This window comes from Weissella kandleri, from assembly GCF_045504165.1.
Classification (GTDB): domain Bacteria; phylum Bacillota; class Bacilli; order Lactobacillales; family Lactobacillaceae; genus Weissella; species Weissella kandleri_A.
The window spans coordinates 31,596-51,669 of the sequence record NZ_JBJJNY010000009.1 but is presented as its reverse complement, the minus strand read 5'-3'; the positions used below and the strand labels follow the sequence as shown (position 1 = coordinate 51,669).

18 protein-coding genes and 1 riboswitch are annotated in these 20,074 nt (G+C 39.1%); of the genes, 4 read left to right on the top strand and 14 right to left on the bottom strand.

Annotation, left to right across the window (positions count from 1 at the left end):
• The 4 genes from ACJQWY_RS05435 to ACJQWY_RS05420 form a co-directional block, all read right to left on the bottom strand.
• A partial coding sequence (locus ACJQWY_RS05435; RefSeq protein WP_407076719.1) for a hypothetical protein occupies nt 1-1,170 on the bottom strand: 1,170 nt, incomplete at its 3' end.
• Between the two features lie 5 nt (nt 1,171-1,175).
• Nucleotides 1,176-2,027, bottom strand: a complete 852-nt coding sequence (locus ACJQWY_RS05430; RefSeq protein WP_407076718.1) for a hypothetical protein — start codon at nt 2,025-2,027, stop codon at nt 1,176-1,178.
• Complete coding sequence (locus tag ACJQWY_RS05425) at nt 2,014-3,459, bottom strand: glycosyltransferase (RefSeq protein WP_407076717.1); 1,446 nt, start codon at nt 3,457-3,459, stop codon at nt 2,014-2,016. The genes ACJQWY_RS05430 and ACJQWY_RS05425 overlap by 14 nt, the downstream gene beginning before the upstream one ends.
• A 1,375-nt stretch (nt 3,460-4,834) precedes the next feature.
• On the bottom strand, nt 4,835-5,041 hold the full coding sequence (locus ACJQWY_RS05420) for a helix-turn-helix domain-containing protein (RefSeq protein WP_407076720.1): 207 nt from the start codon (nt 5,039-5,041) through the stop codon (nt 4,835-4,837).
• Between the two features lie 201 nt (nt 5,042-5,242).
• On the opposite strand from ACJQWY_RS05420, the gene ACJQWY_RS05415 reads away from it, so the two are divergent.
• Nucleotides 5,243-5,914 (top strand): VTT domain-containing protein, encoded by a 672-nt coding sequence (locus tag ACJQWY_RS05415; protein WP_407076716.1) that lies wholly within the window; start codon nt 5,243-5,245, stop codon nt 5,912-5,914.
• A gap of 43 nt (nt 5,915-5,957) precedes the next feature.
• On the opposite strand, the gene ACJQWY_RS05410 is transcribed toward ACJQWY_RS05415, so the two are convergent.
• From ACJQWY_RS05410 to ACJQWY_RS05365, 10 genes are all read right to left on the bottom strand, one after another.
• Nucleotides 5,958-7,130 (bottom strand): AI-2E family transporter, encoded by a 1,173-nt coding sequence (locus ACJQWY_RS05410; protein WP_407076715.1) that lies wholly within the window; start codon nt 7,128-7,130, stop codon nt 5,958-5,960.
• Nucleotides 7,131-7,154: 24 nt separating this feature from the next.
• The gene (locus tag ACJQWY_RS05405) at nt 7,155-8,168 is read right to left on the bottom strand and encodes a lactonase family protein (RefSeq protein ID WP_407076714.1); all 1,014 of its coding nucleotides are present in this window, start codon (nt 8,166-8,168) and stop codon (nt 7,155-7,157) included.
• Between the two features lie 265 nt (nt 8,169-8,433).
• Nucleotides 8,434-9,369: a diacylglycerol kinase gene (locus ACJQWY_RS05400; RefSeq protein ID WP_407076713.1), complete on the bottom strand. Its 936-nt coding sequence runs from the start codon at nt 9,367-9,369 to the stop codon at nt 8,434-8,436.
• A complete protein-coding gene (gene gatB, locus ACJQWY_RS05395) occupies nt 9,369-10,808 on the bottom strand; it encodes an Asp-tRNA(Asn)/Glu-tRNA(Gln) amidotransferase subunit GatB (RefSeq protein WP_407076712.1) in 1,440 nt (479 codons plus the stop codon). The genes ACJQWY_RS05400 and gatB overlap by 1 nt, the downstream gene beginning before the upstream one ends.
• Nucleotides 10,808-12,265: an Asp-tRNA(Asn)/Glu-tRNA(Gln) amidotransferase subunit GatA gene (gene gatA, locus ACJQWY_RS05390; RefSeq protein ID WP_407076711.1), complete on the bottom strand. Its 1,458-nt coding sequence runs from the start codon at nt 12,263-12,265 to the stop codon at nt 10,808-10,810. Before gatA ends, gatB begins: the two co-directional genes overlap by 1 nt.
• A complete protein-coding gene (gatC, locus tag ACJQWY_RS05385) occupies nt 12,265-12,576 on the bottom strand; it encodes an Asp-tRNA(Asn)/Glu-tRNA(Gln) amidotransferase subunit GatC (RefSeq protein WP_407076710.1) in 312 nt (103 codons plus the stop codon). Before gatC ends, gatA begins: the two co-directional genes overlap by 1 nt.
• A 115-nt stretch (nt 12,577-12,691) precedes the next feature.
• A complete protein-coding gene (locus tag ACJQWY_RS05380; RefSeq protein ID WP_407076709.1) occupies nt 12,692-14,059 on the bottom strand; it encodes an RsmF rRNA methyltransferase first C-terminal domain-containing protein in 1,368 nt (455 codons plus the stop codon).
• Nucleotides 14,056-14,901, bottom strand: coding sequence for a Cof-type HAD-IIB family hydrolase (locus ACJQWY_RS05375; RefSeq protein ID WP_407076708.1), 846 nt, complete (start codon nt 14,899-14,901; stop codon nt 14,056-14,058). Before ACJQWY_RS05375 ends, ACJQWY_RS05380 begins: the two co-directional genes overlap by 4 nt.
• A gap of 166 nt (nt 14,902-15,067) precedes the next feature.
• A complete protein-coding gene (locus tag ACJQWY_RS05370; protein ID WP_407076707.1) occupies nt 15,068-16,057 on the bottom strand; it encodes an aldo/keto reductase in 990 nt (329 codons plus the stop codon).
• 11 nt (nt 16,058-16,068) lie between these two features.
• Nucleotides 16,069-17,058 carry a ribose-phosphate diphosphokinase gene (locus ACJQWY_RS05365; RefSeq protein ID WP_407076706.1) on the bottom strand — a complete coding sequence of 330 codons (990 nt, stop codon included), beginning with the start codon at nt 17,056-17,058 and terminating at the stop codon, nt 16,069-16,071.
• Nucleotides 17,059-17,213: 155 nt separating this feature from the next.
• Nucleotides 17,214-17,306, top strand: a riboswitch (TPP riboswitch).
• Between the two features lie 85 nt (nt 17,307-17,391).
• Between ACJQWY_RS05365 and ACJQWY_RS05360 the strand changes: the two genes are divergently transcribed.
• Genes ACJQWY_RS05360 through ACJQWY_RS05350 form a run of 3 tightly spaced genes read left to right on the top strand, consistent with a single transcriptional unit; the run spans nt 17,392 to nt 19,996 of the window.
• Nucleotides 17,392-17,946, top strand: a complete 555-nt coding sequence (locus ACJQWY_RS05360; RefSeq protein ID WP_407076705.1) for an ECF transporter S component — start codon at nt 17,392-17,394, stop codon at nt 17,944-17,946.
• A gap of 6 nt (nt 17,947-17,952) precedes the next feature.
• Nucleotides 17,953-19,350 carry an ATP-binding cassette domain-containing protein gene (locus tag ACJQWY_RS05355; RefSeq protein ID WP_407076704.1) on the top strand — a complete coding sequence of 466 codons (1,398 nt, stop codon included), beginning with the start codon at nt 17,953-17,955 and terminating at the stop codon, nt 19,348-19,350.
• The gene (locus ACJQWY_RS05350; protein WP_407076703.1) at nt 19,328-19,996 is read left to right on the top strand and encodes an energy-coupling factor transporter transmembrane component T family protein; all 669 of its coding nucleotides are present in this window, start codon (nt 19,328-19,330) and stop codon (nt 19,994-19,996) included. The genes ACJQWY_RS05355 and ACJQWY_RS05350 overlap by 23 nt, the downstream gene beginning before the upstream one ends.
• The last annotated feature ends 78 nt before the right edge of the window (nt 19,997-20,074 follow it).

Genomic DNA, 20,074 nt, shown 5'->3' with positions numbered 1-20,074 from the left:
ACTCTTTGAATCCGATATTGACTTACTATCTGAATCGGAAGTACTTGTACTCTTTGAATCTGATGTTGATTTACTGTCTGAATCAGAAGTACTTATACTGTTTGAATCAGATGTTGACTTACTATCTGAATTTGATGTACTTGTACTCTTAGATTCCGACATAGACTTACTTTCTGAATCGGAGGTACTTGTACTCTCTGAAATTGCTGGGTCATCAATAGTTAAATGAGCCTCTACATCGTGATCATATAGCTTACTATCAGTATATTTCAAAATAACAGTGTAGGTTCCGGCACTATCATAGTCTACATTACTATCATCAAGTTTAACCTTTGAAATATCCCCTTTCTTTCCATCAGGCTCCAGAAGCTCCTTAACATAGTCACTAGCTTTAGGTTTATTTGTATCCCCAACACTATACGTTAAATCATTAGTAGTAAACAAAAATTCACTTTTTAGATAAATATATTCAACTATTGGTGCTGAACCAATATCATCAGAAGAATGATAAGTAGATCGATCATTTAATGCGTAAGTAATATCACTCCAATTTGTTAAATCTACACCCAGCGCACCCAAAAGAAGCCCCATAGATAATCTACTACCATTTAACGTTAAATACGACGCATCAATATCTGGATAAAGTCCATCTATTTCAGGAGGCTTAATAAACTGCCAAGTTTCAGCCCCATCATGAATTTGAAAAGTAACTTTTGGCGCAACTTCATTGCCCGCTTCATCTTTAAATGTTTCGACTGCTGTATAAGGATAAGCAAATGTATTCTTTCCATTAGTAGTTTTACTATCTTCAATCGCAACTTGAGATGTCTCAGAAGATGAAGAATCTTCATTATCAGGTTTATCTGTCTTATGATTGACCAAAGATATAATACTACTATTCTGATTTGCTAGAGTTTTAGTGCTGCCATCAATTTCCCTAGAATGTCGACTATTAACTTGATCATCACTACCATTAATTTCATCAGCTAATACTACCCCAGATGGTAATCCTAACCCCAAAAGTGATGTTATAAAGACCTTTTTTGTCAAACCCTGATTTGTTATTCCGTCTATAGTTGATATCTTCGTAAATTGATTTTGTCCATTAACTAAAAATTTACCACTTTTAAAAAGACGATATTTGATAAATTTTTTTATCATTTTCTCCATACCACTTATTCCTCGCTCAATAATTCAAAATTAATATCATGCAAATTCAAATCCGAATTTTTTAAGAGTTCGTAATCTTTTTTATTTACACGGATTGTATTAATTGAAATATTTGAATTATTAATTACCAATTCTAAGTTTCCAAAAATATCTCCAGCACTATTTAATACACCATCGTACAGCGATAAAACTGTATTCTCAGTAGAGAAGTCAATTTCCCTGCCTAATTGTGAAATGTTGAATATAGCATTCGGGTGCTCTTTTAAAATTGCTTTTACATACTCATTACTATTTGGATATTTTTGGGAATTCGAATACACCAAATTCATTGCACCTTCAAAATGGAAATTTTGTGTGATCATTTGCTCATTGTTATCATAAAAATTTGCTTGAATTAACTCCCCTACATCATAGTACTCTCTAGAGAATAACGAACCATCTCGCCTGTATATATCAACATAATCAATTTTAGATTCCCTTGTTAGCCACTGAACCGACTTAACTATTCTATGTGAATCATTAAACCATTTCATCCGAGCAATTTGATGTCCCTGTTGCATAACTGCGATTTCCCAATTTTTTTTAATCGTGAATGTTGCATTATTAGGTACCCTTAAATCGCTCCACCAAATCCCCATTTCTTCATTAATTGGTTTCAGGTATTTTTGTGTATAAATATCAAATACTTTTAACTTACCCAAATCGTAGCCAAAAGTTGCCAAAATCCTTTCTGCATCTTCATGTGGTGTCGCTAACCATAATTCATCACTGACGCCTCGTTTAACATCTAGAATTTGTTTTTTGACACCTCCAAAATTTATAAAATCTAGTGAATTAATTACTTCAATTTTCTTCATTCTCCCATACCAACAGTCCTTTCCACTTTTGAGCAATTTTATTAGATGCATATATCTCTCCAATATGATGTGCACCCTCAGCTAACAGATCGTGATTCTCAATCACCTTTTTTATACCATTGGATAAGTTAATTATATTTTGCTCTCGTTTTGAATTTTCCACCTCAAAGGGAACCAAAATCCCATTAAAATTGTCTCTGATCAATTCTTGCGCACCATATAAATTATCATAACTAACTATTGGTATGGAATCTGAAATCGCCTCAATAAATGTCAACCCGAACCCTTCAGAATAGGAAGCACCAATAAATGCATCATAACCTTTAATATCATCTACTACATTTTGACTCAACCCTTTTAATTGAACATTTGATTCTAATTGCAAATCATCAATTAGTTGCTGCAATTTTTCTTTCTCGCCTCCAGCACCGAAAATATCAAGCTGGACTTCAATATCATTCTCATTTAATTTCTTAATCGCTTCAATAATTTGATCAATATGTTTTTCTTCATGTAATCTTGAAACTGTCACTAATTGTACCTTTTTAAGATTGATTCTCTTAACAGGTAGTAACCGATCGACCCCGCCAACTGGTATTGAAACAATCTTATTTTTTGCATCAACTCCAATTTGTGATAAATTTTTAATAACTGCATCTCGCTGTAATTTAGTTGCTACAATTACATGGTCAATTTCATCAAGATGACCAAACATGTATTCATAGTGATTATTCCAAAGCATATGCTTACCTTGCTGTTCAACTAGATGGGCAGCATGGACTATATTAATTATTTTAAAATTATTACGCTTCTGCTTTAAATTTGTTAAAACTTCTTCATTTTCAATTCCGCGATCTAAAATATATATATTTTCTGAAAATTCTTGATTTAACAATTCAAAGAAAACTTCTAATAATTTATGAAAATTTTCATAATAGTAATCCCGACCCATAAAATTAAAAAGACGGATGTCCACCATATTATTGTCTTCATCAACTAACCATGACATCTCACGTTGCTCATTTTTTAAAATAACACGACTATCCCCAACAATATAAATATCATCCTTTTTTGAAAATTTCTTATTTCTAAGTGCTGTTATCTTAAAATCACTACTTGTTTGTCTATTGATAATGCGTTGCGTATTACTTAAATCCCATAATATTTCAGTTGTGGTTTCTTGAGGCACATGAGTTATCCCCTTACGTAGGTAGCTCATAGGATCAGAGCTCATAAAAAAGTCAAAAATATTAATAACTTCATCTTCGGCTAAACCCCATTCCTTCATGTGTATATGTAGCTCTGGCAATAAACTAGTAAATATCAATTTAAATGGCAGTTTTATTTCCCTAAATATTTTTGCTCGATAAAATTGAGCATGCTCTACTCCGCTATTTCCATGACCCATTGCTTTATTTACAAAAAAATTCATGATAAACCCTCTTGGAAAGTATTCTCTTTATGTATCAAATTATACATTCTCACTGGGTAACATTTGTTCCATATTTTTCCATATTTCTTACAAAAATAGTTTTTTTGTGCTCTTATATTAATATTTATATATACCAATTAGTATATATAGATAGCTTTTGCTTATTTTAGTAGCAAATTATATATATACCAAAAGTAAGTAAAAATTTCAGATAAAACATTTATATTGTAAAGTAAATGAATCGTCTTTAAAATTTAAATATTTTCTAGAATAATAACGTTTACATTTAATGCTGTTTCGTTATACTTACGTTATACGGAGGGTAAATCTATGTTAAAAAAGATTTTAATATTAATTTTAGAAATATTGTTTATATATTGTGTTAGTAGTCTTATCTTTAACAATTGGTCACTCACTGAGTTTCTTCTTATAAGTATTTTTTGTATCTCATTTGATATTATTGATACATATTTAGGAAACCGTCATCGTAAAAGATCTTCACTACAACAAAAATAACTTATCAATGTTTATTTTGATCAACGAATCGCTATTATAAGTTATAGAATTAAAAAGGCCTAACATCACTTAAAGTGAACCCCCTAAGTTGGATAATAATGTTCAACTTAGGGGGTATTTTTTATGACAGGGCGTTAGTCAATGCTAATATCCTTATATTTCAATCTATTCAAGTTACTTTAAATACTAAAGTACTCTTATAAGTACCCAATAAAAAAGTCCCAGTTTAGATAAACACAATAAAAAACCACCAACTAGAAATCTAGTCAGTAAGCTTTTAATTTATATGCTCCTATACTGATAAATGGCACAAGAAAAGAGAAACGTCTTGCGCGATAATTTAATCAGAATAGAAGAAAAAAGCCTCTGTACTGTCGTCAGTACGGTCTACCGCAAGCTATATTTCTTTCTCTATTAAGCGCAATCAAGATAGGTGCTAATGTAGTGTTCACTTTTCATCTACTTCCATTAACAGTTTCACCGCTTCCTTTTTATGCTCCCACAGTGCTATGAGCAAGGTTATTCAAATTTCGTCCACTATCCCCACTTGTGGCATTTTTCGGAGTGCGCTTTAACTCAAATTCGCCGTAACGTGGCAGATTAACGGGCAGTTATCACTAATCATCTACCGGGTAGGACAGCTTCTTAAACGTTGTTTCCCTCTCTTTTCAAACGAATAAAATAATGTTATAATAATCTACATGTTTTATTAATTATCGAAAAATTGCATAATTAATAAACGCTTAGATTAATATTTTTTAAACGTAAAGTTGAGAAATATTCAATTTTTTTGGTTAAGACTTACGGGGTGTAAAGAGAGGCTCGCCAAAGTATCTCTCTTTACTAAACTAAAGTCTTTTTATTTTTCTCTGATGTTTTCATCATACTTTCTCATTTGAAAAACATCTTCTAAACTAACACCTAAAACTTTAACTAATTTTTCGACATTTCTTGGACTTGGAGATTTTTTGTTTTGTTCATATTCAAACAATGAAGTTTCAGAAATTCCAGATTTTACAGCTGCTGCACTAAAGCTCAACTGTTTGCTATTCCGCCAATTTTTAATCGCAATAGAAAGTGATTTTTTCCATTATTTTTACCCCCTTTCACTTAAAGTTGTTTGCAAAAGCGAACGATTTATTCAAAAAAATAGCGCTGTAACAAAGAGCATTTACCTCTCTTACAACACTTTATATGTTAACAGGTTTATAATAATTTACCGCTAAACTTATCGCATATGCAAAATATTACAGATTAGGAGTATCTCATGAACACTTTCCAAATAATTATTGATGTTTTCTTACATCTAGACAAACATCTCGCCTATTGGGTGAATATTTTGGGCCCTTGGTCGTACGCTTTACTATTTGCTGTCATCTTTATTGAAACCGGTGCCGTCATCTTACCTTTCCTACCTGGTGATTCATTATTGTTTGCCGCTGGAGCCATTTCAGCCATCCCCGGTAGTGACTTAAATCACTACGCTTTAATTCTGCTTTTTTGGTTAGCTGCCATCTTAGGTGATTCTTGTAATTTCTTCTTAGGACGAACTGTGGGTCTAAAATTAGTGCAGCATCCATTTTTAGGTCGTTTCATTAAGGCAAGTAATTTAGAGGAAGCCAACGACTTTTTTATTAAGCATGGACCTCTTGCGATTATTTTCTCTCGCTTTTTACCTATCATTCGTACTTTAACGCCCTTTGTCGCCTCCGTTTCCGGCTTTAGTTACAAACGTTTCGTGATTTTAGACATCATCGCGGCAACCCTGTGGACCTTTATTGCTGTAGAAGCAGGTTACTATTTCGGAAGTATTCCCTTTATTCGTGACCATTTCTCCTTAGTAATTATTGGTATTCTAGTTGTTACTGCTTTACCAGCCATCATTGCCGGATTACGATCACAGATGACCCGTCAAAAAGAAAAAAAGATGCAAAAATAAATCATAATAAAAGGGTATCGCTTCAATACGATACCCTTTTTTATTATTCATTAATTACTGCTTCCCCATCAATGGATTCATGCACTTCAACTTCTTCTTCAAATAATTCCGATGTGGTTCGCCACCATTGATAAAAGTTAATAACAATCACCTTCAGGGCTGCGTACCCTGGGATACCAAGCAATACACCCCAAAAGCCAAACATCGCTCCTGATGAAAGCAAAATTACCACGACTGTCACAGGATGGATTTTCAATGAATCCCCTAATAATTTAGGAGAGACAACTTTACCTTCTAGAATTTGTTCAACGGAAAAGACAATTAAAACCTTCAATAGCAGCATCGGCGAAACAAATACCGCTACAATCAGAGCTGGAATCATGGCCAAAAATGACCCCAAAAATGGAATTAAGTTTAGAAATCCCGCTAAAATAGCCAGTAACCAACCATAAGGTAATCCAACTGCCACAAAACCAATCGCAAACATAATCATAACCACCCCCGCAACTGATAACTGCCCGCGAATGTAGTTGGCCATTTGCGCATTAATTGCCGATTCAGTCTTTAAAAATGGTTGTCGCATTTTGTTTGGTAAAAATTTAGCCATATAGGGGGCGACACGATCACCATCTTTTAACAGGTAAAATAAAATCAATGGGAAGGTGATAACCGTGACCATCACCTTTGTCATTGAGCTAAAGAAACCGGAAAGATTTTGCGTGCCACCATGTAGAAATGATGACATAAATTTTTGTATAGCATCGTTATTGAGTTGCAGCCATTGGTTCACACTACTAAACTCATCTCTGGAAAAAGTTTGATTCATCCATTCAGTTAAACTTTTCCAGTAACTGGGCCAATGTTGTATCAAACTAATACTTTGATCACGTAACCAAGGGATAACCGAGACGATGCCAATAAAAATCAATGCGGCTAAAACAATAAATTGACCGACAATCACAGTCGTCCGTGTAATTTTAAAACGTCGCGTTAAATAATTAACCATTGGATTCATCAGATAATAAAAAATAAAAGCAACAATAATCGGAGTACCTACCGTCTGCAATAGAACCCGAACTGGATAAAAGATAAAATTAACTTTATTTAACATAAAGATAATTATTAAAATTAATAGCGTTATTACCAATGCCATCACACTTTTATTATTCAAAAAACGCTGCAAATTTGAAGCATTTGTTTGTTCCGAATGATTCATATATTATTCAACCTCTGCTTTTATTTATTTGATAAATTCAACGCGAACACCTTCTGGAATCAGGAAATCTTGTTGGACTAATTTTAACATACCTGTCTCAGGATTGCGCACATAAACGCTCACATTATCAGTGTTTTGGTTCGCCACGACCAAATATGTCTCATTTTGATTCAAAGCCATATCCCGTGGAAAGTCACCTTCCGTAGAAATCAATTGAATCAGCTTAACGCCATCATCTTGCACCGCAAAAACAGCTACCGTGTTATTGCCTCGATTAGAAGCATAAACAAACCTCCCATCTTGAGTGACTCGTAAAGCCGCCGCTCCGTTATGCTCGGTCCAATCAGCCGGAATGGTTGAAACGATTTGCCGTAATCGCATTTGACCATCCATATAGTCTAAGACCGCTAATTGTGAAGAAAGCTCACCTAGCACATAAGCCGTTTTCCCATCTGGGCTAAATCGAATATGCCGTGGCCCGAATCCAGCCTCAAACTTAAAGGTTGTTGGATGCGTTAGTTTACCATTGGCTTGCACATCAAAAAAGAATATTTCATCGGTTCCTAAATCAACCACAGCTAATTTTTGATCGGGAGTTAAATTAGTAAAATGAACGTGTGAACTTTCTTGCTCAGGTCGTGGACCTGAGCCATGATTAGTAAATGTATCCGCTAAAGTCAATTGACCATCCGCAGCAATTTGGTACACTTCGGCCGTTCCTTTATGATAATTTCCAACATATAGGAATTGACGCTTAGCATCATAACCTAAATAAGCAGGGGATGCTCCGGTACTCAAAACCTCTTGCTTAATCTCACCCGTCTTACGGTTAACAACGGCCACCCCGCCTTGATCTACTTGCTTATCTACCACATACAAAATTTGATTTGGCCCTTGCGTTGTATAAGTTGGTCCCCCAATCTGTGTAACAACTTTAGCATCTTCCAGCTGACCGTTTTCCCCATTTAACGTGGCTTGATACACTCCCTTTGAGCTGCGTTTAGTATAAGTTCCAAAAACAATTTCTTCATTTTGCATAATTTAATCCTCCCTAATTCTGAACAATTAAAGTATACCATGAGAACGGTTTCATTTATTGCCAATTCTACTTTTTAAATTTTAATAGAACCTAACCCGCGTACACACTCAATCTTAATCAGGTTATTTTCAAAAATGCTACACTAAAAGTAATATTTGATCAATTTATCACTTAAAAAAATCTATAAAAACAATTCGGTTGATTTTTATCATAAAAAAACTCGAAAAGACAACCATCGCCCTTTTCGAGTTTAAAAGACAAAGCTTACAAGAGCCGTTGCCGTTCTTCTTCAGTTAGATTCGTAACAAATTCAATATGTTGTTGAATATTGTGAAAGTGCATTGGCGCATCTCCACCATATTCACCATCTAAGTTCACCATGACCTGATCTTCAGTCTTTAATGGTTCAATCGTAACATCCTTAGACTTTAAATACAGCAAATTTGGATTATCAATATGTTGACCACCCTTTAAGACTTCCGTCATCAAAGTCATGATTTCAGGAATTTTCGTCGTTTTCACCACGAGAACGGTGAAAATACCATCATCCAATTTAGCATCTGGCACAATTGTTTCAAAACCACCGACTGAATTCGTTAAGGCTAAGAAAAACATTGAGGCAGCGCCTTCATAAATACCATGATCATGGGTAATCCGTAAATGCATAGGCTTCATGCGTGGAATTAGCTCGGCCCCCTTCACAACATATGCCAAATAACCATACATCGATTTCAACTTAGAAGGTACTTTATACGTTAATTCAGACAATGAACCACCGGCAGCAATATTAATAAAGTAATTGGCGCCCGCTTGGCCAACGTCTAGAAAGGCTGACTGACCATTTAAAATGACTTTCGCTGCTTCTAATGGCTCATTACGTGGAATGTGCAAAGCACGCGCAAAATCATTCGTAGTCCCACACGGAATAATGGCCAACTTAGGTCGTTTTTCCAATGGCGTAATTCCACTAACCACTTCATTAATAGTTCCGTCTCCACCAGCGGCAATTAACAATTCAAACCCATCTTCTGCCGCCCGGCGTGCTTCATTTTGTGCTGATAATGGCTCAGGAGTCGTTGCAAAAGCCGATGTTTCATAACCAGCTTGCTCATACACGGCTAAAATATCGACTAAATCACGTCGAACGGCTTCCCGACCAGATGTCGGATTATAAATTATGCGTGCCCGTTTCAAAGCCATTACCTCCGTGCTTCAAGTGCTTGATGTAGCAAATCATTCACCACATTCGGATTAGCATTTCCCTTAGTTGCTTTCATAATTGGGCCGATCAAAGCCTTGGTAGCACGTTCTTTTCCACCTAAGAAATCTTGAACTGACTGTTCATTGTTATCCAAGACTTCTTCAATCATTGGCAACAAAATCGCTGGATCAGACAATTGCTTCAAATTATGATCTTCAACATACTGAACTGGCTCTTGTCCGTCAGTAATCGCTTTAAAGACCTGCTTAGCCATCTTAGTAGAAATTACATCTTCATCAATGAGCTTGATCATATCTGCTAAATGCTCAGGGGTCAGCTTGGTATCTTCTAAATCTTGATGATTAGCGTTCAAAAAGGCATTCACATCCCCCATCAAGTAATTAGCCGTACGCTTGGCACTGGCACCTTGTTCCACGGTTGCATCAAAGAAATTAGCCATTGCTAACGTTTGCGTCAAAACCTCTGCATCATAGACATCTAGGCCTAATTCCTCGACATACCGTTGTCGACGGGTTTTTGCATCCTCAGGCAACTTTTGAGCGACCGTGTCAATCCAAGGTTGATCAATATGAATTGGTGCTAAATCAGGTTCAGGGAAATAACGATAATCATCGGCTGCTTCCTTCACCCGCATCAAGATGGTTTCACCAGTGGCTTCATCATAGCGTCGCGTTTGTTGCTTTAAAGTTTCACCCGCTAGATACGCTTTAGCTTGCCGTTGTTCTTCAAACAACAAACCTTTCCGCACATAGTTAAATGAATTCAAATTCTTCAACTCAACTTTTGTCCCGTATTGCTTAGAACCAATTGGTCGGATAGAAATATTAGCATCAACTCGCATGGAACCTTCCTCCATCTTCACATCAGAAATTCCAGTAAACTGGATGGTTTCTTTTAATGCTTCCAAATAAGCATATGCTTCATCCGGTGAAGTTAAATCAGGCTCTCCAACAATTTCAATCAAGGGCGTTCCTTGCCGATTTAAATCGACATATGAATAACCGTTAGTTCCGTGCGTATTTTTTCCAGCGTCTTCTTCGACGTGCATCTCGGTAATTCCGACCCGCTTCTTTTGACCATCAACCTCAATTTCAAGCCAACCATGTTTAGCAATTGGCTCAAATTGTTGTGTGATTTGGTATGCTTTTGGATTATCGGGATAGAAATAATTTTTCCGATCCCAATGCAAATCAGGGGTAATATCAGCATGCAAAGCTAAAGCCGCCATCATACCAGCTTCAATTGCACCACGATTAGCTTGTGGCAATACTCCCGGATAACCCCAATCAATTACATTAGTATTTTGGTTGGGGGCTGCCCCATACTCAACCGGCGAAGGCGACATTGCCTTTGAATTAGTTTTTAATTCAATGTGGACTTCAAGCCCGATGGTTGTTTCAAAATTAGAAATCGCCATTATTTGACACCTCCTGGGATTTTTTCAAAAAGTCGTGTTGCTTGCTCAAAGGCATCAGCGACCCGGTACAAAGTTGCTTCTTCAAAGCGATTACCAATAAGTTGCATCCCCACTGGTAATCCATCCACAAAACCAGCATTAATTGACAAGCCTGGTAAACCAGCTAAATTAACTGGAATCGTCAAAACGTCATTCATATATGCAACTTGCGGATCATCTTGATTTTCACCAAAATTATAAGCCACATTGGGCGTAGTAGGTGCCACAATCAAATCATATTGTGCAAACACCCGTTGGAATTCTTCATTAATCAACGTCCGTACTTGGGCAGCCTTTTTAAAGTAAGCATCATATGAACCGGCCGATAGTGAATAAGTTCCCAACATAATCCGCCGTTTTACTTCATCCCCGAAACCTTGCGTCCGAGTCTGTACATATAATTCTTCAAGGCTTTGTACATTATTAGCCCGAAAACCATACCGAATTCCATCAAAACGTTGTAAGTTGGATGACGCTTCGGATGATCCCAAGATGTAATAAGCCGCCACACCGTATTTCGTATGTGGCAATGAAACCTCCTCGACTTGTGCTCCGAGTGCCTCTAATTGCTTAATGCCTTCACGCACCGTATCCGCAACTCGTTCATCAACGCCAGCACCAAAATACTCGGTTGGAACGGCAATCTTCAAGCCCTTAATATCCCCAGTTAAACTAGCCGTAAAATCAGGGACTGCGAGCTTAGCTGACGTTTGATCGCGCTCATCATGTCCAGCAATTGCGTTTAAGACCAAAGCGTTATCCTTAACAGTCCGCGTCAAAGGTCCAATTTGATCAAGCGATGAGGCAAAAGCAATCAAGCCCCACCGTGAAACCCGACCATACGTTGGCTTCAAGCCGACAATTCCATTAAAAGCGGCTGGTTGACGAATTGATCCACCAGTATCAGAACCCAAAGCAAAAGGAACTTCCCCCGCAGCCACAGCTGCGGCCGAACCACCCGATGATCCACCCGGAATCTTAGTGTGATCCCAAGCGTTTTTAGTCGTCTTGTAATATGATGTTTCCGTAGTTGAACCCATTGCAAATTCATCAAGGTTTAATTTACCGACATTAACCGCTCCGGCAGTTTGTAACTTTTCAACTACCGCTGCATCATAAATGGGTTTGAAATCCTCTAGAATATGCGAAGCTGCTGTGGTTTCCAAGCCTTTAGTCATAAGGTTGTCTTTAGCTCCGTATGGAATCCCAGCCAACTTATGATCTCCAGCTACTCCCTTAGCATCGACTTGCTCGGCCTGGGCTAAAGCCTGATCCTTAGCAATCGTGATAAAAGCTTCTAGCTCCGGATCCATCACTGCGATATTATCTAATGTTGCTTGGGTCAATTCAGTTGCGGAAATTTCTCCGTTCACTAATTGCTCATGGAGCTCACTTAAATTCGTCTTTAAAAAATTCATTAGTTCTCTTCCTCCGCATTCAAAATCGCTGGTACCTTAATGAGGTTTTCTTGCGTTTCAGGAGCGTTTGCCAACAAGTCCGCGGTTTCATTTGCTGGAACCGCTACATCATCACGCAGCACCGTCGTCAAATCCGTTACGGTATATGTAGGTTTAACATTAGTTGTGTCCACTTCAGCCAATGTATCAACTAAGCCAAAAATCTTATCCAATTGGTGGGTAAAAGCCTCCTTATCAGCCTCAGTTAACGCTAATTTGGCTAAACCTGCAACGTGTTCAACTTCTTCGGGCGTAATCTTATCTGTTGCCATTTTAAATCCTTCCTTGTTCTCAGTTTTATATGCTTATTTTAGCATTATCAAGCCGTTATCGTCACTATTTCTCACCATTCTTATGGTTTTTGCTGAAATTCAGCAGATTCCAGAACTAGCTTCGTGGTTGAAAACGAAGTCCTTTTGGATAAAAGTTCTTCATTTGACCATTCACTAACTTACCATAACCCATCCCATTACCATTCATGACTAATAAATACCAACCATTTGGTAACTCTTCGGAAATAGCGAAAACATCCCCATGAACGTAAGCACGCCATTCTTCCAAATTTAAGCTGTAAACCTGCTTTTGTTGCGCAGGATTAATCGCCAAAGCTAAAGCAAAACTTGGTTCAAAGCGTTTCTTTTTAAACGTTCCTAAATGTAATCCGGCCCGTAAGACTTTCAAGTGACCCAAATCCGGGGTTCCAGCAGGCAAGGCATATAATTGATCTCCAAATGCTACTAAAACAGCGGGCTGATAATCTTGTAATTGAGCTTGTTGGAACATTTGCCAAAGCGCTTTGTGTTCAGCCGTCAAATTGGTACGTGCCAACTTAGGTGCTTTAGAGTTCTTTGCTTCCGCTGCGGATAGTCGACGGTGCAAACGAGCTACGAAATGACCTTCCCCTACTAAATGATGAGGAAATAAACGGGCCGTTCCCGCCAAGGCTGGATTACCATCGGCCCACGCCGGTTGACCGGCATCGACTCCCATTGGCCGCTGAATAGGCACAATTTCGAAATCAGCGTATTCATGCAACAACCAAGCAATCACTTGTTCATCTTCTTCAGGCGCAAAAGTACATGTCGAGTAAATTAATTCACCCCCGGGCTTTAACATCTTAACCGCTTCGGTCAAAATCTCTCGCTGCAAGCGTGCACATTCTGCTGGATAATCAGGATGCCAATATTGCATCGCGTCCGGATCTTTACGAAACATTCCTTCACCTGAACAAGGCGCATCCAAAACAATACGATCAAAATATTCTGGAAATTGAGGACTCAATTCTTCTGGGGCATGATTGGTGACCAGAGTATTAGTTAATCCAAACCGCTCCACATTCTCACTCAAAATTTGCGCCCGCTTATAGAAAATTTCATTACTAATTAGCAACCCGGCTTGATTCATAAACGAAGCAAGATGGGTCGTTTTACCACCTGGCGCAGCGGCCAAGTCTAACACTTTTTCACCCGGACGGGGATGGGCAACCTCACCTACCAATTGGGCACTGGGTTCTTGTGAATAGATTAGGCCTGAGGTATGGTCCACAGAATGACCATTAACCTCACCAAAATATCCCCATGCACCCCACGGTACCCGTCCTTGGGGTGCTGTATCAAATAACTGTGTTTGCGCCTTTAAGGGGTTGACGCGAAAGCCTTTTTGTCCGGGCTGCTCTAATGCGTGTAAGAAAGCGGGCGCTTCATCGCCCAATAATATTTGGTACTTTTCTGCAAAACCTGCCGGCCATTTCGTCATTTTTTATCCCCCCGAATCTCCAATTTTAAAACTTTTTGCAAATAACGGGCTAACCCATCTTCTTCATTGGTATAATCTGTCATTTCATTTGCCACCGTTTTTAAAGCCAGATTCCCATTGACCATTAAAACTCCATGCTTAGCATATGCTAACATTTCTAAATCATTCATTTCATCACCAAATGCATACACATCATCGGGTTCAATCGCAAAAGACCGTTGCAAAACTCGCAATCCGGTATCTTTAGCGACCCCAGCCGGCGCAACTTCGATGACCGGATCATCAGCTCCCCATGTTTTCACCGTGACCTGATCTTTCCCATAACGCGCCTTCAACCATTTTTGGGTTTGCGGAATGGAATTTTGCGTGACATGTAACAAAATAGCATTTACATCTCCCCGTACATTTTGAGGGGTCAAAGCAGCTCTTTGCCCTTGATCTTGAGGGAAAAATGTTAAATTAGTTGGCACTTGCTCACGCCCGGGAAAGCGTTGACCAAAAGCTTGCTGCGCTTGTTCAGCGACAATCGTATTCACGGATAAATTTGGTGCCTGTTCTACTAAATCAAAGACAATATCACGCTTGACTTGATATGAGTACGCATCCGCCCAGCGCTGGCGTGGATTATAACCCAAACCACCATTAAAATTGATCATCGGCGTTTTTAAACCAATTTGATCATAAATATCCTGCGCTAAACGAGGCGGACGACCAGTAATAATTGCCACAATATGTCCGGCCGCTTGGGCCGCTTGCAGAGTCTTTTTTGTGACCGGACTCACCTGCCCCGCCTCATTTAACGTTGTATGGTCTAAATCAATCCCAATTAACTTACGGCCCATTTCGCATACCTCCTAGAAATTCATTTCTTCATTATAGCAAGTTTTAGTGAATTTATATATTTAAACTAACTTACTATTGATTCATCATGAAAATAACCTAGAGAGTTTTTAACCTCCCTAGGCTATTTTTGGTTTAATAAGTGGCTGATAGCAGTTCTACACCAACCTACTTTAAAATTTGTTCGATTTTAGCTAATTCCTCATCTGATAAGGTCATATTATCAGTTACCTTAACGTTATCCAAGAGGTGTTTTAAGCTTGAAGCCCCAATCACGATTGAAGCTACTCGTGGATCTTTCAATAACCACGCCATCGCTAATTGCGCTAATGTTTGACCACGATCAGCTGCAATTGCATTCAAAGCGTTCAATTTCGCTACGGTAGCATTTGGATTTTGAGCCAAGGCGGCATTAGTCCGATGCAATGGGAAATCAGCTGGGAAGCCATTCAAGTACCGATCAGTTAACAATCCTTCAGCCAATGGTCCGTATGCGACAACTCCTGCATGGTTGTCATTTAACAAATCTAACATCCCATCAGTTTCAGCCTCTTCACGATGTAACATATTGTAAGAAACTTGGTTAACTACAAAGGGGGTACGCAAGTCTTTAAAGATTTCAATAATGGCTGCCGTTTGTTCAGCGGTGTAATTTGATACTCCAACATACAAAGCTTTTCCTTGACGCACCAAATCATCCAAAGCTACAGCCGTCTCTTCCAAGTTAGTATTTGGATCAAAACGATGAGCATAGAAAATATCAACATAATCTAAGTGCATCCGCTTTAATGACAAATCTAAGGCGGCATGTAAAGTCTTACGTCCTGAGAATTCACCCAAAGGCCCAGGCCACATATGATAACCCGCCTTAGTCGTAATAACTAATTCGTCACGGTAAGGCTTTAGATCAGATTGATATACAGCCCCAAAGGTTTCTTCCGCGCTTCCATTTGAAGGACCGTAGTTAGAAGCATTATCAAATGAATAAATTCCATTATCAAACGCCTTCAACATTACTTCACGAGAATTAGCTAAAGGCTTTTCATCACCTAAATTACGCCATAGCCCAAAAGAAAGGGCGGGTAAAATTAAGCCTGAATCAGAAACACGCCGCACAGGCATTTTTTCATAACGATTTTCATTAGCTGCATAAACCATTTTATTTCTCCTTAAATTTTAATATCAGGGTTATGGCGTGAACGCAACAAACCAGATAATTCACGGTCTTCATGGACCCGCTCAATTGCCGCCGCAATCAAAGGCGCCACCGTCACAACTTCTAACTTATTAAAGCGCTTCTCTGCTGGAATATCAACAGAATCCGTCACAATCACCCGTTCTACTTCCGGACAATCCGCCAAACGTTCAGTGGCCCCGTCTGAAAAGACACCATGCGTTGCCGCTACATAAACTTCCGTAGCTCCTGCATAACGCAAAGCTTGAGCTGAACGTGTCATTCGCTTTCCCGTATCAATGATATCATCAACCACCAAAACGCGTTTACCGGCGACTTCACCCACAATTCCATTGGGGCTCTTAATATTTTCTTCCACTGCACGATCATTAATCACACCCCAATTTGTCCCTAAAATTGAAGCAAATTGACGTGCACGGCCTGCACCATTATGATCAGGTGCAAAGACAACCAAATCTTCTAAATCAAATTTGCGTTCAAAAAAATACTCGGTGAGCAGCGGAGCAGCTAATAACTGATCAACTGGAATATCAAAGAAACCTTGAACTTGATCAGCGTGCAAATCAACCGCTAACACCCGGGCCACTCCATTCATTTCAATTAAAGAAGATACCATTTTTGCAGTAATTGGTTCGCGCGACTTGGTCTTGCGATCTTGGCGGACGTAACCGAAATATGGTAGGACTAAATTAATCTGATGTGCCGAAGCCCGGCGTAGCGCATCAACGACAATCATAATCTCCATAAAGCTATCATTTACTTCGCCTGCAATAGGGGCAATGACATAGACATCTGCGCCCCGCACGCTATCCATAATTCGTTCATAAATTTCACCATCTGCAAATTGGTTGATTGTCATAGGCATTAAGGGTTCACCTACTTCATCTGCAATTTTTTGGGCCAGTTGATGATTGGTACTTAACCCGATTAATTTTAATTCATGTTCCACGCTACCATCCTCCATCTCTGTTTAATATTTTACCAAAAAATGCGCTTTTTTGCATGCTATATCCTGGTTTTAGTCGCGTCCAACCAGTTTCAAATTTAACGCGAGACTGTTTAACGCGAGACTGCACCTTGTTTATTTTAAAAAAATATTCTACAATGAGAGGGAACATATTAAACAAGCTGGGGCGCTCTTAATTGGGCTGAGAAGGACCCATCGAACCTGATACGGTTAGCACCGACGAAGGGAGCTTGTGGTCCTTAACCATGAGAACATTGGAGAGCCACGCCTAAGTCCTGCTTACGCTGGCTTTTTTATTTGTTTAAAACATCATTTTTAAGGAGCTTCATCATGTCAAACACAAACAAAACCACCGGCTGGCAAGTTCGGGATGTCATTTATTTAGCTATTATTGCCATCTTCTTTGGGGTTATCTACCAACTCTGGAGTCTCCCTTATACGCTCATCGCTGCGACTCCCTTAAAACCTTTTGCCAATGATTTAACCATCGGCGTCTGGGTCATGGCCGGACCATTAGCAAGCTTAATTATTAAAAAGCCCGGAGCGGGACTTTTAGGTGAAGTTATCGCTGCGACCGTAGAAATGTTCTTATTCTCACAATGGGGTGTTTTGAATTTGATTTCCGGTTTCATTCAAGGTGCTCCCGCCGAATTAGGTTTTACCGTCACCGGCTATCACACTTGGAGCAAGCGTAATCTTTTCCTCAGTACCATTTTCATGACCATTATTACCTTCATTTGGGATCTTTTCCAAAATGGTTATCTGGCCTATCAATTATCTCTTCTCATCAGCCTTTTCATTATTCGCTTCCTTTCGATTGGCTTCTTTGCCGGTGTTTTAGTTTATCTAATTGCTAAGATGCTGCACCAAGCTGGTTTACGGTGATCCAAAATGACCAATTTAACCATTAACAATTTAAGTTATACGCATCCAGATGAAACGACCCCCCTCTTAGATAAAATCAATTATCAATTTCAGCCCGGGACGCTAACTTTAATCCAGGGCGCTAATGGGGCCGGTAAGTCGACGCTTTTACGAATATTGGCCGGTCTGTTGATGCCGTCAAGCGGCGATATTACTATCGATGGTCACCCTTTAGAACAATTTACCAATGCTCAGCGGGCTACTAAAATTGGCTTACTTTTTCAAGATGCCACCCAACAATTTACCATGGCCACGGCTTTAGAAGAATTGACCTTTACTTTGCAAAATTTGGAGGTACCTTGGGCAACAATTCCAACGCGTATTAGGGCGGCTTTTCCCGAACCTTTGGATTCTTGGTCGCAAAAAAAAATCAACCAACTATCAGGTGGTCAGCAGCAACAGCTAGCACTAGCCATCAGCTTGGCCACAGATGCGGATATTTTATTATTAGATGAACCTTTTGCTAATATCGACCTAGCGCAACGCCAAGCCTTATTAGCTCAACTCACGCGTCTCAAGCAACAAGAACATAAAACCTTAATTCTCATTGAGCATGACACCAGTGATCTCGCTGATTATGTTGATACAACTTTACAACTCACCGAAACAGGAAATTTAATCCCGGCTCCTGCGACCTTAACAAAGCAACCGACTTTAACTTTTCCACCTCGTTACCAAAAAGCAGCTGGTCCCTTGCGTTGGGACAACTTAACGGTGGAACCTTATGAACAAACGTTAATTAAGGACAGCACTTTTCAAATTCCTAAAGGAACCATTGGCCTACTTTCCGGTACCAATGGAAGCGGTAAGTCAACGCTCTTTCGTGTTTTAATTCAACAACTCAAGGCGACACAAGGCACCATTCTATGGCAAGGCCGTCGAATCCCTAAACACTTTGAGCACTACGTCGGGGCCGGCTTCCAACATGCAATTGACCAATTTGTCAGTCTCACCTTAAAAGATGAAATTAAAATTAGTCAAAAACAAAATCCACACCCCAGCTATTGGCAGGCGGAGCAATTACAGACCGCCCTAGATGATTTACAACTAACCCCGCTCCTCGATCAAAGCCTCTATCGCCTCTCGGGAGGCCAACAAAAAAAGGCCCAATTGATTAGTCTCTTAATCCTGGAGCTACCGGTATTACTCTTAGATGAACCTTTTGCTGGTTTAGATTTAGCTTCTAGTGCACAGTTTAGTCGCTACATGCAAGCCACAGTTCAAAAAACGAAAACTAGTATTTTATTAATTTCACATCAACGCCAAGGTCTGGCTGATAGCATCGATTATGAATTAGTCTTGCATAATCAACACCTTAATTTATGGCATCCGGAGGCTCAACATGACCCAACGCTCTCAATTTGAACCGGCCCTCTTTTTAGGGTTCATTGTAATTTTTTCATTAGAAATTGCCTTTACTTTAAAAATCAATCCAAACCTCTTTCTCATTGGAATCAGCCTAATTTATATGCTATGGCTAAGAGTCTCACCTCATAAAATTTTATGGGCATTAATCATTGTTACTCCCCTTGCTTTTGGAACTTGGTGTTCTTTTTGGTTCTTTAGTCAAGGCGATCGTTTATTCAACGCAACCCTGTATGTCGCCCGTCTGTTTGCCTACGTAAGCATGGGGTCGGCCTTAACCTTGACGACCACTCCCAAAGACTTGCTCCAAAATGTCCATCAACGGTTTCATTTATCAAATACATTTATATACGGCTTAATCGCAGCTTTAAATTTATTATCGCAAGTTCAAAATCAACTTAAAACAATTCAATATGCGGCGGCTTTGCGCGGGATTAAATACCACCTCTGGAGCCCTCAATTATATTTTAAAGTCTTAGTGAATGCTGGCCGCTGGTCAGAACATTTAGCTGATGCCATGCATGCTCATGGCTTTACCGAGGGCGCTCCACGAACGGAGGACCCAACCGGCGCTTGGTCCATGCTACAAATCATCTTGCTAAGCACAATTTTAATTTTATTAAATGTAATCATCTTTTGGCCATAATTTTGATCGATCATTAAGAGGCAATGCGGATCGTCGATCCGCATTGCCTTTTTATTAACATCAAAAGCATGCGTATTG

Bases quoted from the DNA above. Each gene is read 5' to 3' on its own strand.
- ACJQWY_RS05430 (WP_407076718.1), bottom strand. From the start codon at position 2,027: ATGAAGAAAATTGAAGTAATTAATTCACTAGATTTTATAAATTTTGGA.
- ACJQWY_RS05425 (WP_407076717.1), bottom strand. From the start codon at position 3,459: ATGAATTTTTTTGTAAATAAAGCAATGGGTCATGGAAATAGCGGAGTA.
- ACJQWY_RS05415 (WP_407076716.1), top strand. From the start codon at position 5,243: ATGAACACTTTCCAAATAATTATTGATGTTTTCTTACATCTAGACAAA.
- ACJQWY_RS05410 (WP_407076715.1), bottom strand. From the start codon at position 7,130: ATGAATCATTCGGAACAAACAAATGCTTCAAATTTGCAGCGTTTTTTG.
- ACJQWY_RS05405 (WP_407076714.1), bottom strand. From the start codon at position 8,168: ATGCAAAATGAAGAAATTGTTTTTGGAACTTATACTAAACGCAGCTCA.
- ACJQWY_RS05400 (WP_407076713.1), bottom strand. From the start codon at position 9,369: ATGGCTTTGAAACGGGCACGCATAATTTATAATCCGACATCTGGTCGG.
- gatB (WP_407076712.1), bottom strand. From the start codon at position 10,808: ATGGCGATTTCTAATTTTGAAACAACCATCGGGCTTGAAGTCCACATT.
- gatA (WP_407076711.1), bottom strand. From the start codon at position 12,265: ATGAATTTTTTAAAGACGAATTTAAGTGAGCTCCATGAGCAATTAGTG.
- gatC (WP_407076710.1), bottom strand. From the start codon at position 12,576: ATGGCAACAGATAAGATTACGCCCGAAGAAGTTGAACACGTTGCAGGT.
- ACJQWY_RS05380 (WP_407076709.1), bottom strand. From the start codon at position 14,059: ATGACGAAATGGCCGGCAGGTTTTGCAGAAAAGTACCAAATATTATTG.
- ACJQWY_RS05375 (WP_407076708.1), bottom strand. From the start codon at position 14,901: ATGGGCCGTAAGTTAATTGGGATTGATTTAGACCATACAACGTTAAAT.
- ACJQWY_RS05370 (WP_407076707.1), bottom strand. From the start codon at position 16,057: ATGGTTTATGCAGCTAATGAAAATCGTTATGAAAAAATGCCTGTGCGG.
- ACJQWY_RS05365 (WP_407076706.1), bottom strand. From the start codon at position 17,058: ATGGAGGATGGTAGCGTGGAACATGAATTAAAATTAATCGGGTTAAGT.
- ACJQWY_RS05360 (WP_407076705.1), top strand. From the start codon at position 17,392: ATGTCAAACACAAACAAAACCACCGGCTGGCAAGTTCGGGATGTCATT.
- ACJQWY_RS05355 (WP_407076704.1), top strand. From the start codon at position 17,953: ATGACCAATTTAACCATTAACAATTTAAGTTATACGCATCCAGATGAA.
- ACJQWY_RS05350 (WP_407076703.1), top strand. From the start codon at position 19,328: ATGACCCAACGCTCTCAATTTGAACCGGCCCTCTTTTTAGGGTTCATT.